15 protein-coding genes are annotated in these 16,679 nt (G+C 56.3%); 3 read left to right on the forward strand and 12 right to left on the reverse strand.

What is annotated here, in order from left to right; translation table 11 throughout:
- Positions 1–3 precede the first annotated feature (3 nt).
- From G536_RS0112495 to G536_RS27660, 9 genes are all read right to left on the reverse strand, one after another.
- On the reverse strand, positions 4–822 hold the full coding sequence (locus tag G536_RS0112495; protein ID WP_022823937.1) for an enoyl-ACP reductase FabI: 819 nt from the start codon (positions 820–822) through the stop codon (positions 4–6).
- 134 nt (positions 823–956) lie between these two features.
- Positions 957–2,630: a DNA repair protein RecN gene (gene recN, locus G536_RS0112500; protein ID WP_022823938.1), complete on the reverse strand. Its 1,674-nt coding sequence runs from the start codon at positions 2,628–2,630 to the stop codon at positions 957–959.
- Positions 2,631–2,823: 193 nt separating this feature from the next.
- On the reverse strand, positions 2,824–3,750 hold the full coding sequence (gene porD / locus G536_RS0112505) for a type IX secretion system protein PorD (protein ID WP_169515092.1): 927 nt from the start codon (positions 3,748–3,750) through the stop codon (positions 2,824–2,826).
- On the reverse strand, positions 3,740–4,390 hold the full coding sequence (locus G536_RS0112510; protein ID WP_026880114.1) for a phosphopantothenoylcysteine decarboxylase domain-containing protein: 651 nt from the start codon (positions 4,388–4,390) through the stop codon (positions 3,740–3,742). The genes porD and G536_RS0112510 overlap by 11 nt, the downstream gene beginning before the upstream one ends.
- A gap of 130 nt (positions 4,391–4,520) precedes the next feature.
- The gene (locus tag G536_RS0112515; protein ID WP_026880115.1) at positions 4,521–5,081 is read right to left on the reverse strand and encodes a flavoprotein; all 561 of its coding nucleotides are present in this window, start codon (positions 5,079–5,081) and stop codon (positions 4,521–4,523) included.
- Positions 5,082–5,236: 155 nt separating this feature from the next.
- Positions 5,237–5,581, reverse strand: a complete 345-nt coding sequence (locus tag G536_RS0112520) for a DNA-directed RNA polymerase subunit omega (protein WP_022823940.1) — start codon at positions 5,579–5,581, stop codon at positions 5,237–5,239.
- A gap of 103 nt (positions 5,582–5,684) precedes the next feature.
- Positions 5,685–6,548 carry an outer membrane protein assembly factor BamD gene (locus tag G536_RS0112525; protein ID WP_022823941.1) on the reverse strand — a complete coding sequence of 288 codons (864 nt, stop codon included), beginning with the start codon at positions 6,546–6,548 and terminating at the stop codon, positions 5,685–5,687.
- A gap of 61 nt (positions 6,549–6,609) precedes the next feature.
- Positions 6,610–8,313 carry an OstA-like protein gene (locus G536_RS27655; RefSeq protein WP_022823942.1) on the reverse strand — a complete coding sequence of 568 codons (1,704 nt, stop codon included), beginning with the start codon at positions 8,311–8,313 and terminating at the stop codon, positions 6,610–6,612.
- A gap of 138 nt (positions 8,314–8,451) precedes the next feature.
- On the reverse strand, positions 8,452–9,342 hold the full coding sequence (locus tag G536_RS27660; protein WP_169515093.1) for a glycerophosphodiester phosphodiesterase: 891 nt from the start codon (positions 9,340–9,342) through the stop codon (positions 8,452–8,454).
- 117 nt (positions 9,343–9,459) lie between these two features.
- On the opposite strand from G536_RS27660, the gene tilS reads away from it, so the two are divergent.
- The 3 genes from tilS (at position 9,460) to mdh (ending at position 12,368) form a co-directional block, all read left to right on the forward strand.
- Positions 9,460–10,788 (forward strand): tRNA lysidine(34) synthetase TilS, encoded by a 1,329-nt coding sequence (gene tilS / locus G536_RS0112540; RefSeq protein ID WP_022823944.1) that lies wholly within the window; start codon positions 9,460–9,462, stop codon positions 10,786–10,788.
- 45 nt (positions 10,789–10,833) lie between these two features.
- Positions 10,834–11,319: a hypothetical protein gene (locus tag G536_RS0112545; RefSeq protein ID WP_157530602.1), complete on the forward strand. Its 486-nt coding sequence runs from the start codon at positions 10,834–10,836 to the stop codon at positions 11,317–11,319.
- A 107-nt stretch (positions 11,320–11,426) separates the two neighbouring features.
- Entirely contained in the window at positions 11,427–12,368 is a 942-nt protein-coding gene (mdh, locus tag G536_RS0112550) for a malate dehydrogenase (RefSeq protein ID WP_022823946.1), read from the forward strand.
- A gap of 133 nt (positions 12,369–12,501) precedes the next feature.
- Here mdh and G536_RS0112555 read toward each other — a convergent pair whose 3' ends face one another.
- From G536_RS0112555 to mutL, 3 genes are all read right to left on the reverse strand, one after another.
- The gene (locus tag G536_RS0112555) at positions 12,502–13,383 is read right to left on the reverse strand and encodes a rhomboid family intramembrane serine protease (RefSeq protein ID WP_022823947.1); all 882 of its coding nucleotides are present in this window, start codon (positions 13,381–13,383) and stop codon (positions 12,502–12,504) included.
- Positions 13,384–13,490: 107 nt separating this feature from the next.
- The gene (locus tag G536_RS0112560) at positions 13,491–14,288 is read right to left on the reverse strand and encodes a rhomboid family intramembrane serine protease (protein ID WP_026880118.1); all 798 of its coding nucleotides are present in this window, start codon (positions 14,286–14,288) and stop codon (positions 13,491–13,493) included.
- Positions 14,289–14,459: 171 nt separating this feature from the next.
- Entirely contained in the window at positions 14,460–16,481 is a 2,022-nt protein-coding gene (gene mutL, locus G536_RS0112565; RefSeq protein ID WP_022823949.1) for a DNA mismatch repair endonuclease MutL, read from the reverse strand.
- Positions 16,482–16,679 lie beyond the last annotated feature (198 nt).

Genomic DNA, 16,679 nt, shown 5'->3' on the forward strand with positions numbered 1-16,679 from the left:
AGACTACGAATTGGCTTTCGTAATCAGCTCCACAATTTCCTCGGAAATGCCGGTGGTGCTGAAGCCGCCGTCGTGCATGAGGTTCTGCATGGTTACGTAGCGGGTCAAGTCCGAGAACAAGCTCACGCAGTAGTCGGCGCAGGCCTCAGCCGGGGCGTTGCCAAGCGGCGAAAGACGGTTGGCGTACTCATAAAACGCATCGAAGCCGCTGATGCCGGTACCGGCCGTGGTCTTGGTTGGCGACTGGCTGATGGTGTTCACACGCACTTTTTTTAGCTTGCCCAGGCGCTGGCCGTAGCTACGGGCAATGCTTTCAAGCACCGCTTTAGCCTGCGACATATCGGTGTAATCGAGGAAGGCCCGCTGGGCGGCAATGTAGCTCAAAGCTACCACCGAACCCCACTCATTAAAGGCGTCCTGCTTTTCAGCAACGGCCAGCATCTTGTGGAACGACAGCGCCGACACGTCCAGCGTTTTCTGGTACCACTCGTAGTTCAGTTCGCCGTAGTGCTTGCCCTTGCGAATATTGGCGCTCATACCAATGCTGTGCAGCACGAAGTCAAGCTTGCCACCGAGGTGCTCCTGCGCGCCACTGAACAGCTTCTCCAGATCTTCCATCGAGGTAGCATCGGCTGGGATAATGGGTGCGTTGCACCGCTCCGACAGCTTGTTGATTTCGCCCATGCGCATGGCCAGCGGGGCGTTGGTGAGCACGAAGCGGGCGCCTTCGGCGTGGGCCTTCAGGGCCACTTTCCAGGCAATGGATTCCTCGTTGAGCGCACCAGAAATGATGCCGACCTTGCCAGCTAGTAGATTTGCCATGTGGTGAGAATGTGTGGTTGTGAAGTTGCGGCTTGGATAAGCCCGCCGACACCTTCCAGGTTGTTTTCAGTGGTTAGACGGCGGCAATTTAGGTATTCACCGACTCACAATTTCACAACCCCACAATTTCACTTCTACCCTACCAACTCTTCGCCGCGCATGGCCAGCAGTTCGCGGGCACTCTGGAAGGCGTGCTGGCTGGGGTTTGCCCCCGCAATCATGTGGGCAATTTCGCTGATCCGCTCCTCTAGGTTCAGCTGCCGGATGCAGCTCACGGTACGGTCGGCGCGGTCCTGCTTGTACACGAAGTAGTGTGCGTCGCCGGCGGCGGCCATCTGCGGCAGGTGCGAAATGGCAATAAGTTGGTGCTTCTGGGCCATCTGCTGCATCATGCGGCCTACTTTCACCGCAATTTCCCCGCTGATACCGGTGTCAATTTCATCGAATACTATCGTTGGCAAGGCAGTTTTATCAGCCAGCATGTACTTGATGCACAGCATCAGCCGTGAGAACTCGCCACCCGAAGCCGCTTTACTCAAGGTTTGCGGCTGGGCCCCTTTATTGGCCGTGAACAGGATGCTGATGATGTCGATGCCACTGGTGCTAGGGGTGCCGGTTTGGTGCTGCACCACCAGCCGCGAGTTGGGCATGCCCAAGTCAGCCAGCAGAGCTACCAGCTCTTTTTCGAACTTAGGAAAGCTCTTGCGGCGGGCCTCCGACAGGCGCGTGGCCAGTTTGGTAACCGTAGCTAAGGCGGCATCAGCGTCGCGGCGCAGGCGCGAAATCTGCTTGTCCAGGTTCAGTACCGAACCCACTTTGTCGCGCAGTTCGTCGCGCAGATTCAACAGCGCCACGATGTCGCGCACCTGGTGCTTACGCTGGAGGTTATAGATAACGTTGAGGCGGCCCTGCAACTCGTCGATACGGGCGGGGTCACCTTCAGTACGGCGCTCAGCAGCTTCCGCCTCGGAGGCAATGTCGTGCAGCTCAATCAGGCAGCTGTCGAGCCGGGCTTTCAGGTCGCGGAATACGTCGGCATAAGGCGCAATCTGGCCGAGGAGGGTGGCGGCTTCTTTCAGGTTGCCGGTGGCGCAGTACTCGCCTTCGCTGAGGCTGTGCAGGGCGTGAGTGAGCTTGAACTTGATTTCCTCGGCGTGTTCCAGTTGCTTCACTTCCTGCTCTAACTCGTCCTGCTGCTCGTTGTCGAGGCGGGCCTCTTCCAGTTCGTTCAACAGAAAGCTGTGGTAGTCCAGCTCCTTATTGGCTTGGGCCACTTGGTCTTCCACCGATTTCAAATCGGCTTCCAGCTTGCGGTACTGGCGGTAGGCACTGCTGTATTGGCCCCGCGTAGGCACCAAGCCGGCATACAGATCCAGCAAATTCAATTGAAACACCGCATCACCGAGCAACAGCGTGTCGTGCTGCGAGTGAATATCCATCAGGTTGGCCCCGATGTGCCGCAGTGTCTCTAGCGTCACGGGCGTGTCGTTCACGAAGGCGCGGCTTTTGCCCGCTGGACTAATCTCGCGCCGCAGAATGCACTGGGTGTCGTAGTCAAGGTCTTCCGACTCGAAGATATCCTGGAGTTGGTAACTGCTGATGTCGAACTGGCCTTCAATCACGCACTTCTTCTCGGTGTCGAAGAGCATACGCGAGTCGGCGCGGTTGCCGAGAAGGAGCCCAATGGCCCCGAGCATAATGGATTTACCGGCGCCGGTTTCGCCAGTGATAATGTTGAGGAGCGCTGAGGGCCGCAGCTCCAGCTGCTCAATCAGAGCGTAATTGCGGATGCGAAGATCAACCAGCATAAGGGTACATGAAGGCCGGCAGCGGCCGTAGCTGACAAAGAAGAAACCCGCCCCGCCGGCTACTAGCCAGACAAGACGGGTTTTACAAACCTACTAATTACTTTAGGCTTATGCCAACTATTTTCGCATCAAGTTTTTATGAACCGCTCCCGCGCTATCTCTAGGCATCAAAAGTTCTAACACCACTAGCAAACTACTTCAACATTGCCTGATATTTGGCCGAGTTAGTGGGGTCGACTTCAGTAAGCAGATTAGCTAGATTCTGCTTTTGCTGCTGGTCAGTACTGCTCCGGAACACGTTGGCAATTTCGTCGGCTTTGGTATCGAAGAAGGCCCGCGCCAGCAGCGTACCGGGCCGGCGTACAGCCGCGGCCTGCACGCCCTGAAGCGCCGTAAAAATGCTGGTACGAGCTGCCTCAGGCTTCTCGATGAATACGTCCAGCCCCTGCCGGTAATAGGCGTAGCTGCCCGTGCGTAGCGCTTCCAGTTGCGGGTCTTGCAGGTTGTTGAGCAGCCAGTACCGGTTTCGGGATTCAGTATCTTTCCAGCCTTTGTCACCCTCGTTGGTTATGGCCTGAGAGGCGGCATTCTGGAGCACAATCCGGGCTTGGTCATAATAAGGTGAGCCACCCAGCCGCGCAAAACTGTCTTGGTCGAGGCCGATAGCCAAGTAAGCGTAAAAAGTCAGCAGCGACGACAGATTACCTACGAAGGTGTTCTGCGAAAAGTCGATGGGATTCTGCGGCGAATAATTGAACAGGAAGCTCCGGTCCGAAAAACTCATCAGATTGGTTTCGAAGCCAGTACCATACACTGGCCGCGTGGTAACGATACGGGCCGTAGCCAAATACTGTCCGTTCTGCGGAATGCTGGTGATACCAATAAAGAGGCGCATCTTGATGCGTTCCTCGGGGCGGTAAGTTTGGCTGGTGAACGAGCGGGTATTCAGGAAGCCCTGAATATCGTTCTGCATCTGCTGCTTCAGCGACTGATCCGAAATTGTCACGTTTTCGGTGGTAACGCGCACTTCCGCCTGAATTTCCTGCGCCTGTCCCGAATGGGCCGCGAACAACGAAACCAAGCAAACCAGAACAGACGACAGCAGAGAATTACGCTTCACGGGGCAGGCGGGCAAGAACAGCTTGAACAATATCGTGGGCCACAGCGGCTTTCAGCTTCACTTCAAAGATAATCATTTCGCCCTGGGCATCCAGGAGCGTCACTTTGTTGGTATCAACTCGGAAGCCAGCACCCGCATCGCGCAAAGAATTGAGCACGACCATATTGAAGTTTTTGCGGTGCAACTTCTCGCGGGCATTAACTTCCTCGTTGTTGGTTTCCAACGCAAAACCCACCGAAAATTGTTCGGGCCGCTTACTTTTCCCAAGGGTAGCGGCAATGTCCACGTTTTTTACCAGTTTCAGCGTGAGCGTGTCGCCGGCTTTCTTGATTTTATTTTCCGCTACGTGCGCCGGCTTGTAGTCGGCTACGGCGGCGGCAAACACCCACACATCAGCGGCCGGCGCCACCGCAGCGGCGGCAGCGTACATCTGGTCGGCGGTTTCCACACGCTGAATTGCAATGCGTGGGTTGGTGGGATCAGGCAGGCTAGTAGGGCCACTGATGAGCGTTACGTCGGCACCAGTTATGGCAAACGCCTCGGCCAGCGCGTAGCCCATTTTGCCGGTGCTATGGTTGCCAATGAACCGCACCGGGTCAAGCGGTTCGTAGGTAGGGCCAGCCGTAATAAGGACGCGCATGAAGTCAATTGAAAATTATGAATTAAAAACTATAAGCTGCGAATATTTCCTTCTGGTTTCAGCAACTCATCCTGCCGCAATTTCACTCACAAAGCACAGAGGCAAGGCACGTAAAACCAATTCATAATTCTTAATTCGTCATTCTTGATTTCTCCAGCGCCGCCACGATGTCCTCGGGTTCCAGCATGCGGCCTGGCCCGGAGAGGCCACTAGCTAGCTCCCCGGCCGGCGACTCCAACACGGTGTTGCCGTAGGAACGCAGCCGCGCCAGGTTGGCGGTGGTAGCGGGGTGGGCGTACATGTCCAGGTCCATAGCGGGAGCCAGCACCACCGGGCAGCGGGCCGAGAGGTACACGGCATCCAGCAACGATTCGCAGAAGCCATTTGCGAAGTGCGCCAGTGTATTAGCCGAAGCTGGCGCTACCAGCAGCACGTCGGCCCATAAGCCCAGATGCACGTGGTTGTGCCATTCACCGGCCTGCTCGTCTTTCAGAAACCCTTGCAGCACCGGCCGCTTCGAGAGGGTGCCCAACGTGAGCGGCGTAACAAAAGCAACGGCCGAAGTGGTTAGAATTACCTGCACCTCGGCGCCGGCTTTCACCAGCAGCCGCACGAGTGGCGCAGCTTTGTAGGCGGCTATGCTCCCACAAACCCCAAGCAGTACCTTACGGCCTTGTAGTGCTGAAGACATATTGCTTCGATTTACGCTTATGGTATAAACAGAACGTCATGCAGAAGCGAAGCGAAACATCTTGCCTGCTGACGTAGGAATAGTAACCTATCATCAGCAGGCGAGATGTTTCGCTCCGCTTCTGCATGACGTGCACGGTTGAGTTGGAGCCTACCCTACTCGGCTTTAGGCGCGGCAACAGGAGCTTCTTCCTCAGGCGTACGGTAGTACACTTTGCCTTCCAGAAACTCCTCAATGGCGAGGTTGGTTGGCTTGGGTAGCCGCTCGTAGTGCTTGCTGATTTCGATTTGCTCCCGGTTCTCGAACACCTCTTCCAGGTTATCGACGGTGGTAGCAAACTCGGCTAGCTTGCCGTTCAGTTCCTCTTTCAGCTTGAGGGCCAGCTGGTTGGCCCGCTTCGAGATGATGGCAATAGATTCGTATACGTTACCTGTGTCGTTGGCAAGTTCCGACATGTTGCGGGTCACGATGGAAGCAGACAGGTTGCTAGGGGTCTTCATGATGTGAATGGTTAAATTGTTGAATTGCTTAATTGTTGGTTGTCCTGAATGACTGGTTAATAAAGTCAGTCATTTAACAATCAAACAATTCAGCCATTAAAAATTAATTCGCAGCCGCTGCGTCTTTAGGTTTGAGCTTGGCTATTTGTGCCGTGGCGTCGGTGTACATCCGCTCGGCGTCTTTCAGGTTGCGGCTCTGCGGGAAAGTATCCACAAAGTGCTGGTAGAAGGCCACGACATCTAAGTACCGCTCGCGCTGCTTTTCTTCCACACTTTCGCGGGCTAGGTCGTACTGCGCACTCACTTTCAGGTACTCGGCTTCTTCGTTGAACGCGGAAGCCGGAAACTGCTGCTGAAACGTGGTGAGGGCAACTACCGCCGACTGATAATAGCGCAGGCTGTAGTAGAGTTTGGCACCCTGGTACGCTTTATTCTCTAGTTTCTTCTGCAACTCCTGCGACATGCCTTCCGCTTCGGGCCGGAACTTGCTTTCGGGGTAGCGATTCAAAAACTCCTGGATGGTTTCCAGCGCTGAGTACGTGTTGGTCTGGTCCAGCTCATACTCCGGCGAATCGCGGAACAGGGATTTTGTTTGTAGAAACGAAGCTTCCTCGGTGTACGCTGAGTTCGGGTAGGTATCGGCGAAGGACTTGAAGTAGTAAGCACTCAGCGTATAGTTGCGCTGGCGGAAGTTGGTGTTGGCGAAGTAGAACTGCGCTTTTTCAGCTTCCGGGCGGCCTTTCAGCAACGGCACCAAATCTTCGAGCAGAGTACCTGCTTTAAAAAAGTCGCCTTTGTCGTAATACTTGATGGCAGCTTCGTACTTCTTGTTCACGTCGCCGCTCTTGAGCAGCTTTTGGTAGCCGGTGCAGGAGCCAAAAAGCAATGCACTAAGCAGAAGAACAAAAAGGGTTGGGCGAAATGATTGCATAAGGGGCACAAAGGTAACGGATTCTGCCTGAATCATTGGCAGTGCTTGATTGCCGGTTTGTTGGCGACTGATTGTTGGCCGCAACTCCCAAAAATGGCTATTTCCTTATTGGCGGCTTCGGAGCGGTAGTTTTGGCGGGCGTAGCCGGAGTGACGCTCGGTTTGGCTTTCGACTTCGAACTGGCTTTGGTGGCTGCTTTGGTTTTCGTCTTCGATTTAGGCCGGGCTTTTGGCTTGGCTTTTACGGGCACCGCAAAGTGCCTGCCTAACACCGCTCGGCGGGTAGGGCGTTCCGTGGGGCGCCAGCTGAAATCTTTCAGCTTTTCGTCTTCGGGCTTTAACTCATGCGGTGGTATAAAACTAGCGTCGGGGTTGGTGAGGAAGCTGATGGTTTGCAGTTTGCTTTCAGCAAAGCGCAGCACCATCGTGGCCGACAGGGCCTTATTCATGCCGCTCACTGCCGTATCCCCCTCAAGAGCATAGTAGAGGCTCTCGGCGTTGCCAAGCACATCAACTTTTTTTATCGAGTTGTTTTGGAAGTAGGCAATCATGCGGCGGCCCTTCACCTGGTTGAAGTTCAGTAGCGTGTCCTGGCCGATGATGAACGAGTTGGCGTACAGGCGCATCTGGTCCACTTTGCCCTTGCGCTGCCGGATTTCCATACTGTCGGCGGTGAGCTGGTTTTTGTTGCTCCAGAGGATGGGCCGCTTGTTGAGGTAGATGATGGAATCCAGCCGGTTGTAGGTGAGCGAGTCGCAACGGCCCTGCAAATCAGTACGGAAAATCTTGGTTTTTGGAAAGGCGTAGATGACGCCGGCGCTGTTGAGCGGGGCCTTGCCTTCTTGGCTGATCAGCGTATCAGCGGCCAGGTACAGCGTGTCTTTGCCGGAGATATTGCGCATCACCGGCGCGCCGTACACCTTCACCCGGCCAAGCAGCCGCCAGTACCGCCCCACGTCCCCCCTGATTACCACATTGTCTTTCTTGGAAGTCATGGAGACGTGCCCAGTGGCTACGCCGTATTTCGTTGCCTGGTCGTACACCAGCTTGTCGCCGGTGAGCAGGTAGTTGGGCGTTTCCACCTTGGCATTCTTCTGGAACACCGACTTGCCAGTGATAGTATTGTGCACCCCGTTTTCGGCGTACAGCGTCTGGTTTTGCTTGTCGGTGAGGTGCGTTGGGCCGTAGAAATACGCCACCTTCGACACTGTATTGTATTGCAGCGTGTCGGTATCGATGGTGTTGTCTTTGGTGAGCACCTTTACATTCCGCTTGAAGCTGAAGATTTTGCTGGTAGTATTATAGTACCCGTACTGGCTATCGAGCGTATTTTCGGGGTCTACAATGTGGCCGCCGGTGCTGTAGTAAGCCAAGTTGTTGGTGAGGTCGTAGTCGAGCAGCTTGGTGGTGAGCGTCATGCGCGGGTCACGCATAGTCACGTTGCCAATCATACGGGCCTTGCGGGTGTCACCGTCGTAGGTGGCCCGGTCGCCGGTAATCGTGATGGTGTCGTTCTGGATGATACGCACGTTGCTGAAAGCTTCCAGCGCGTTCTTATCGGTGTACTGATAGGCCGAGTCACAGTAAAGCAGCGTGGTACCTTGCCGGAAGCTCACATTGCCAATCAGCTTGCGAATTTCAACGCCGTTGAACGTACCGCCAATCAACTCATTGGTACCTGGCAGCAGCTCGATGCGCTGGCCTTTGGCAGGCGTGGGTTGGGCGGCAGGTTTGCGCTGGGCCGTAGCAAACAGCGGCAACCAAGCCAATACGATAAGAGAGAGAAATCTAAGGAAGGGCATTTACGAACAAAGGTAGGAAATCTGCCCCCGCCTTTACGCGCGGAAGCAGTAGAACGAAGCCCGTCCCTGGCTTGGCGTTACGACAAGAACTGCGCCGTTGTACACTCGCCATACTTCTCCGTAAGCTGGAGCGTGCGGCTAGTCGCGCCTCAACAACGACAGCATGGTCGGAACATTGTCAACCTCAATAGCATCGGGCCGGCAGTCAATCAGGCGCTGCACGGTGCCAGAGGCGCGGCCCCCGAACGTCACCACCTGCAAGCCGGCGGCGTGGGCCTGCGCGGTACGCTCGGGCGTTATTAAATCTTTCCGAACGATGATGGCCTGCACCTTTTCCGCTTTGGCTGCTTGCAACTGGTTTTCGAAGTCGTCGGTGATTTCCAGCCCCAGCGGCACGCCGGGCAGCGCTTGCCGCAAGCCTGCCAACGACGACTGGTTGATGGTGAGCACTAGCAGCCGCTCCGGAGGCCAGTTGTATTGCTTTAGCAGCCGGCCCAGGGCCCGCGCCAGCGCCGGCGCTTTAGCTAGCGGCTGTTCGGCGTTGCAGACGTTGGTTTCGTGCAAATCGAAGTGTAGGTAGGGCAACGTGGGGCGCCGGCTGAGTGAATCAAGTAGGTAATGCAGCGTAATGGGGCGCTCATCGTGCCACAAGTCGTAGAACCAGCCGCCGCGGTACTCCAGCTTCTGCATATCGGCGGCCAACGTTTCGTACACGCAGCCTTTGCCGTTGGTCATGGATTCCAGCGTTTGGTCGTGGTAGAGCATCAGCACGCTGTCCTGGCTGAGCTGCACGTCCACTTCCACCCCGTCGGCCCCGCGGGCCAGAGCCTTTTTAAGGCTGGCAAAACTGCTCGGGGGCAGCGGATTGAACGGGTTGATGGGCGCGAAAAAACCCGAGCCAGCGTGCCCAATCACCAACGGCTGCTGGTTGCGCGGCAGCGGCTTGCTAGCCCAGTCGCAACCGGCTAGTAGCAGCGGCGCTAGCAACATAAAGAAGCAGTACCGCAACCAGCGGCTGGGGAAGTGCATAGACGAAGGCAACATTTTCAATAAATCAATCATTCCTATTCTGTTTGCTTTCACCTGGCAGGCGTAACGCCCAATGCGGCGGCGTCTGTATTTTTGCAGCTCGTATTTCCATTTCGTATGCTCGACCAAGTCCGCCAGTACATAGAAGAACACCAGCTTTTTTCCCTTACCGATGATACGCTGCTGGTAGCCGTGAGCGGCGGCCAGGATTCGGTGGTATTAGCCGATGTGCTGCACCGGTTGGGCGTGCCGTTTGCCGTGGCCCACTGCCATTTTGGGCTGCGCGGCGAAGAAGCGGATGCCGACGAGCAGTTTGTGCGCAAGCTGGCTAAGAAATACGAAGTTCCCTACTTCGCGGAGTTCTTCCAGACCAAAGCATTTGCCGAGCAGGAAGGCATTTCCACCCAGATGGCCGCCCGCGCCCTGCGCTACGAGTGGTTTGAGCGGCTGCGCCAGACCCAGAACCTGGCCTACATTGCCACCGCCCACCACCAGCGCGACGCCGCCGAAACCATGCTCCTCAACCTCACCCACGGCACCGGGCTGGCGGGCTTACACGGCATCCCGCCAAAAAACGGCTACCTCGTGCGCCCCTTGCTGGGCATCGGCAAGCCAGAGCTGTTCGAGTATCTGGTGGAAAACCACTTGATCTGGCGCGAAGATGCCTCCAACGACAGCCCGGTGTACCAGCGCAACCGCCTGCGCCAAGAGGTGCTGCCCGTATTGCGCGATATCAACCCCAACCTCGACCAAACCTTGCAATTCACGGCCGAGCGAGTAGGCGGCGCCGAGGAAATCGTGCGGCGCTACGTAGCCGACACCGCCGCCGCTGCCCAACGCACCGAGGCCGACGCTATTTATCTGAACATTGCGCTGCTCCAGCGTACCGCCGCTACCACGCTGGTGCTACACGAGCTATTGCGCCCGTTCGGGTTCAGCTTCCCGGTAGTAAAAGATATTATAGCGGCCTTCCCCGCCGAGCCGGGCCGCCGCTTCGAGTCGCCGACGCACCGGCTGGTGAAGGACCGGGAGCAGCTCGTCATCACCCGGAAAGTGCTGACTAAATTCGGCACGCACCAGATTCAGGCGGGCCAGGAAGTGCTGAAGATTGACGGCCTGCACCTGCGCCTGGAACTCGCCGAAGCCGCCAGCCTCGACATTCCGCGTGGTAAAGCCGTAGCCGCGCTGGATGCCGACTTGCTGAAGTTTCCGCTGATTGTGAGGCCCTGGCAGGAAGGCGACTGGTTTATGCCCATCGGGATGAAAGGCAAAAAGAAGCTCTCCGACTTCCTCATCGACCAGAAAGTGCCACTCAATCTGAAAGACCACGTATTTGTGCTGGTTTCCGGCGACGGCAAAATTGCCTGGGTGGTTGGCTTCCGGCCCGACGAGCGGTTCAAAGTGACCGAGCAAACCGAGCGAGTGCTGACGGTAAAGCGAATGTAAATGAGTAGCTTGGGCACAGCGGTTACTCAATTGATTTTCAAACTAATGAAATCAATTTTCCTACTTTTGTCAGGCTTGTGCATCACACTCTCGGGCTGTGCTTTTCTCGGAATGGATGACTGCGAAGGCGCGCGTAATGCCTACGAAACTTCTTTCTCGATACAGTTTCTTGACGCTACCGGTACCAGGAGTATATTTTCTCCGCCGCTTAGCTACACGCGGGATTCTGTACGCATACTTGATGAACAAGGCAAGCTGGTGCCTCACGTCTTGCCAACGGATCTAACCTACTCCGCAATAGACTTTTCATTACTTGGATACGAAGATCTTGTATTCGAGAAGCCTGTTACTCGGCAGTTTGTTGTCTATTTCACGCGGACTGACCAAGACACCATTCGGGCAGAATACGAATTGCTGAAGAATAAGTGCCAAGATCCGGATTTCAAAAAGCTTGTAATCTTTTACAACAGCAAGAAAGTACAGGAAGGAGATGGGCGATATGTAGTTCAATTGAGCATTCGCAAGCCTTAGAACCAACGACAATGCGCGAGGAAAGCACATAAATTTTCGCTTAAACTCTCGGTTCACACGCTTAGCTTTACGCCTGAACCCAATCCGTACACCCAACCCATCACTCGATGAAAGTTACCGTAGTTGGGGCTGGCAACGTGGGCGCTACTTGCGCCGACGTATTAGCCACCCGCGAAATCGCCAACGAAATTGTTCTGGTTGACATCAAAGAAGGCTTCGCCGAAGGCAAAGCGTTAGATATCTGGCAGAAATCTCCTGTAATCGGGTACGATTCCCGCACAGTAGGTGTCACTGGCGACTACAGCCGCACTGCCGACTCGGAGGTAGTGGTTATCACCTCAGGCCTGCCCCGTAAGCCCGGCATGAGCCGCGACGACCTAATTTCAACCAACGCCGGCATCGTGAAAACGGTAACGGAGCAAGTGGTAAAGTACTCGCCCAACGCCATTATCATTGTAGTGAGCAACCCGCTCGACGTGATGACCTATCAGGCGCACCTCACCTCAGGCCTGCCCCGCGAGAAGGTGTTTGGTATGGCCGGCATCCTCGACACCGCCCGTTACCGCGCCTTCCTAGCTGAAGCGCTGAACGTAAGCCCCAAAGACATTCAGGCCGTACTCATGGGTGGCCACGGCGACACTATGGTACCCCTCCCCCGCTACACCACGGTGGGCGGTATTCCCGTAACCGAGCTGATTGGCAAAGCCGAGCTAGACGCCATTGTGCAGCGCACAGCTGTTGGCGGTGGTGAACTAGTGAAACTGATGGGCACTTCGGCTTGGTATGCACCAGGCGCCGCCGCTGCGCAAATGGTAGAAGCCATTGTGCGCGACCAGCGCCGCGTATTCCCCGTGTGCCTAGAGTTGCAAGGCGAATATGGCATCAATGGCGTGTACCTAGGTGCCCCAGTTATTCTCGGCAAAAACGGCATCGAGAAAGTAATCGAGCTGCAACTCAACGACGAAGAAAAAGCGCTACTGGAAACTTCGCGCGGCCACGTAAAAGAAGTGATGGACGCCTTGGATGCCATGGGCAAAGCCTCTACGTAGTTCCGAGTTCTAACCCAAATAAAAAAGGCCACTCTGCGTATGCGGAGTGGCCTTTTTAGCTGAAGATGATGCAACGCAAAGTGAAGCGCCACCGAAATCCGGGCAAGCCGGCTAATCTGTAAAATTCGCGTTCCTATTTCTGGCTGGCGCGGAATAGCTTTTGCTTTTCGTCTTTGGACAAGCTTTCGTAGCCGGAGCGGGAAATCTTATCCAGAATTGTGTCAATGTCGTTCTGCTCGGGCTTGGGCATAGCGCCTTTTTTTGGAGCCGGAGCGCTGCCGCCCCGGTGCGTTACCCGCAGGCGTGGCCGTCCCGAAAGCAGCCCGCCCACCCAGTCGCCGATGGCTTGCACGGGGGTGCCCAGGTCGCGGCCAGCCTGGAGCTGCTTAATGTATAGAAAACCAAGCAAGGCACCACCTAAGTGAGCAATTTCGCCACCAGCGTTGCCCTTATCGAGGCTGGCCACCGAAACCAACACTACCACGGCTGCTATGTACTTGATTTTGACTGGCCCAATCAGAATGATGCTGAACGTGTAATCGGGTAGAAGCGTAGCAGCAGCCACAATGATAGCAATAACGCTAGCCGACGCCCCGTATAGGATTGATGGGCGGCTCTGGAAAACCGGTATCAGATTGAAGGCCAGCAAGTAAAACAGCACCCCAGCCAGCGCGCCCAGCACATAGATGCTTACCAGCTTTCGGTCGCCGAGGTATTCGCGCACCAGCGAGCCGAACCAGTACAGGTTCAACAGGTTGAACAGAATATGGAAGAATCCGATGTGGGTGAAGCTGTACGTTAGCAGCGTCCAGGGGCGGGTGAGCAGGCGCATGGGCTCCGACGGTACTGCCAGCCACTCCAGCACGAGGCCGTGGTTGCTAGAGCCGGTGCTCACGAACATAACCGCCCCAAACAGAATCAGTGCCACGAACACCAGCGCGTTAATCAACAGCAGTTGATTCAGCGCATTGTCGCGGCGGCTGAAGGCAGTGCGAATGTCATCAATAAAACTCATGGGGAGAGAAGCTTAAGACAGAAAACGGGAGGCCGGAAGCCAGGCAGAAGCCTCGCCTGGGAAGCGCTGCATCTTAGCAGACAGGCACCTGAACTATGGCTCCTACCTCAACCATAATGCGTGCCATTCCGTTGCCAGATTTTTAACACGATAAAGCCAATCAACATTCCGCCCAAATGCGCGAAGTGCGCCACATTGTCGCCGGGCACGGGGTGTATGCCTTGGTACAGTTCGTAGGCCGTGTAGAGCAGCACAAACAGCCAGGCCTTAATGGGTATCGGAATCGGAAAAATGATGAGGGTGCTTTGCGGAAACAAGTAGCCAAACGCAAATAGCACCCCAAACAACGCCCCTGATGCCCCTAGCATACCGGCCATCGGGCTGTTCAACGACTGATCATAAATGGCATCTACCGTTTCAGTGGCCATCGACACCAGCTTGGGGTCGTTGGGGGTACGCTGCAACTGGGCGGCCACTTGCTGATACGATTCGCCGGCATTAGGCAGATAGTCGCGGAAATAGTCGGCGAAGGCAATACCCGACGGCTCCTGATGAAAGGCTATGCGGTCCACGTTCATTTCGTGCAGTTCGTAGTACCGCACGCCTTGGTAAAGCACGCCCGCCCCAATGCCGCAAATCAGCCAATACGTCAGGAAACGTTTCGGACCCCACACGTCTTCCAGCGAAGCGCCAATGAAAACCAGCCCTAGCATGTTGGAAATGAGGTGCCCGATGCTGCCGTGCATGAACATATAAGTCACGAACTGCCAGGGCTTAAAGTACACCGAGCCCAGCGGGTAAAGCGCCCCTAGCACCGTGGTAATGGCGCCGAACTGGCTTTGCAGAAAGTACACCGCCACATTGATGATGAGCAGAACGCGGACGGTGGGAGTAAGTCGGAACATGAAGCGTGAAGTTGCGCTAGTGGAAGAGGGCGAAAAGGTAATCTGCCATACGCTGAACAGGAAGATTTCGACGCGCTGACAGGCGGCCGGCTGCAAACTTGCGCGTTTCTGCGCTATTGCAAGCTCCTGGTAAGCTGCAAACCACCGAAATACCCGCTTGGTTAGCGCGCCTTAACTAGTAAAAAAGGATTGCAGTTGATTCATTTCCAGCATCACCAGCGTGCGGCGACCGTCGGGCGTGTAGCCGGGCACTTGGCAGGCAAAGAGCCGGTCTACGAGGGCTGTCATTTCGGTATCGGAGAGGCGAGCAGTGGCGGCGTTGGAGGCCACCCGGCGGGCCAGGGCGCGGGCCATCTGTTCGCGGCGTTCCAGCTTCACCGGGCCAGCCGAGTTGCGGAACTGCTCGATAAGGCCTTCGAGCAGCTCTTTCTCGTCGCGGGCGGGTACGTCGGCCGGGATGCCTTCCACGGCAATGGTGTGCTTGCCGAAATCGGTGAAGCGGAAGCCGAGGGCGCGTAGGGCTTCTTCCACTTCGCGCAGTATTGCGAAATCCTGGGGCGAAAACGTGACGGTGCGCGGAAACAACAGCGTTTGGGAAGTACCGGTTTCGCGCTGCAATTCCTGGGCGTACTGCTCGTACAGAATCCGCTCCCGGGCAGCCGCCTGGTCAATCAGCATCAGCCCCGATTTCACGGGCACTAACAGATACTGTTGGTGCAGTTGCAGCACCTTGCTGCCCACCCCTGCTCCGGCAGCGTCGCGTAAGGGCAGCTGGGGCGTAGGCGGCACGACTTGTACAACGGGCGTAACCGGCAATTGGGTTGCAACGGGGACCTCAGCCGCCGCCTGCGCCGCTTCCAGAGCCGCCGCCGACGGTACGGGCACGCCAATGGCCGTGGCTTCGCGCTCCACGTCAGGCACGTTCAGTTGGCTCAACGACTTGTAGAACTCTTCCAGCTCGCGCTTGGCCTGGTCGGTGGGGCGTGGGGGCACCTGCCGCTCGTAAGCATCGGAACGGTTGGTGCTGCCGGAGTTGCTGCGTGGCTCCCGCGGCGTAGGTTGGGCCGCCGCCGAAGCCGCCGAGGCTAGTGCATCGGGCCGGAAGTTGGCAGCGTCAAACGAGCTTTTCTGGTCGCCGGAAAGGCGCAGGGGCTGGATGGGCGCAAAGTTCACGTCGCCGTCGAAATCCAGGGACGGGGCCATGTTGTGCAAGCCCAGGCTTTGCTTCACGGCAGCGCGCACAATGGCGTAAACCGTTTTCTCGTCCTCGAACTTGATTTCCGTTTTGGTGGGATGCACGTTAATGTCAATGGACTTCGGGTCGAGGTCCAGAAACAGCACGTAGAACGGGAAAGTATCCTTGGGCAACAGGCCCTCATAAGCCGTCAGCACGGCGTGATTGAGGTAGGCCGAGCGGATGAAGCGGTTGTTGACAAAGAAGAACTGGTCGCCGCGGCTCTTCTTCGCCGACTCCGGCTTGCCGATAAAGCCCCGCACCGCAATAAAGGGAGTCACTTCTTCGCAGGCGGCCAGCTGTTCTTTGTAGCCGTTGCCGAGCAAGCTCACAATACGCTGACCTAGCTTGCCGGCTGGCAGGTTGAATACCTCCAGGTCGTTTTGGAACAGCGAAAAAGCAATCTGCGGGTTAGCCAGCGCAATGTGCTGAAACTCGTCGAGGATGTGCCGCATTTCCACGGCGTTGCTCTTGAGAAAGTTGCGGCGGGCCGGCACGTTGAAGAACAAGTTCTTCACGCTGATGCTGGTGCCATCGGGGCAGGCTACGGGTTGCTGGCTGGTAATCTGGGAGCCTTCCACGAGCAGTAGCGTACCGGTGTCCTGGTCGCGGGGCTTGGTACGCAACTCCACCTGGGCCACAGCCGCAATGGAAGCCAGCGCCTCGCCTCGGAAGCCGAGGGTACGGATGCGGAACAGGTCGTCGGTGGTGCGGATCTTGCTGGTGGCGTGGCGCTCCAGGCTCATGCGGGCATCGGTCGGGCTCATACCGGCGCCGTTGTCCACTACCTGCACTAGCTGTTTGCCAGCGTCTTTGATAATAAGCTGGACCTGAGTTGCCCCGGCGTCAACGGCGTTTTCCAGCAATTCCTTTACCGCCGAGGCTGGGCGCTGCACCACTTCACCGGCCGCAATCTGGTTGGCCAAGTATTCGGGAAGCAGCTGAATTATGTCGGCCATGCCAAGGAGAGAAAGTAGATACGAAAGTTGAAAATGAACACGTTAAGCCACTGTAACATTGCATTCCGGCGGCGCTTATGCATCCGACCACCAAAAAATATCCGTAAGTTTGCGGCCAACATTCGTGTGTAAAGCGCTGCTCGGAACCCCGAAACAACGTTTGGAAAGAAGTTGAACGAAAGGATGCCGCGGACCCGT

Origin of the sequence: Hymenobacter norwichensis DSM 15439 (genome assembly GCF_000420705.1) — a bacterium.
Taxonomy (GTDB): domain Bacteria; phylum Bacteroidota; class Bacteroidia; order Cytophagales; family Hymenobacteraceae; genus Hymenobacter; species Hymenobacter norwichensis.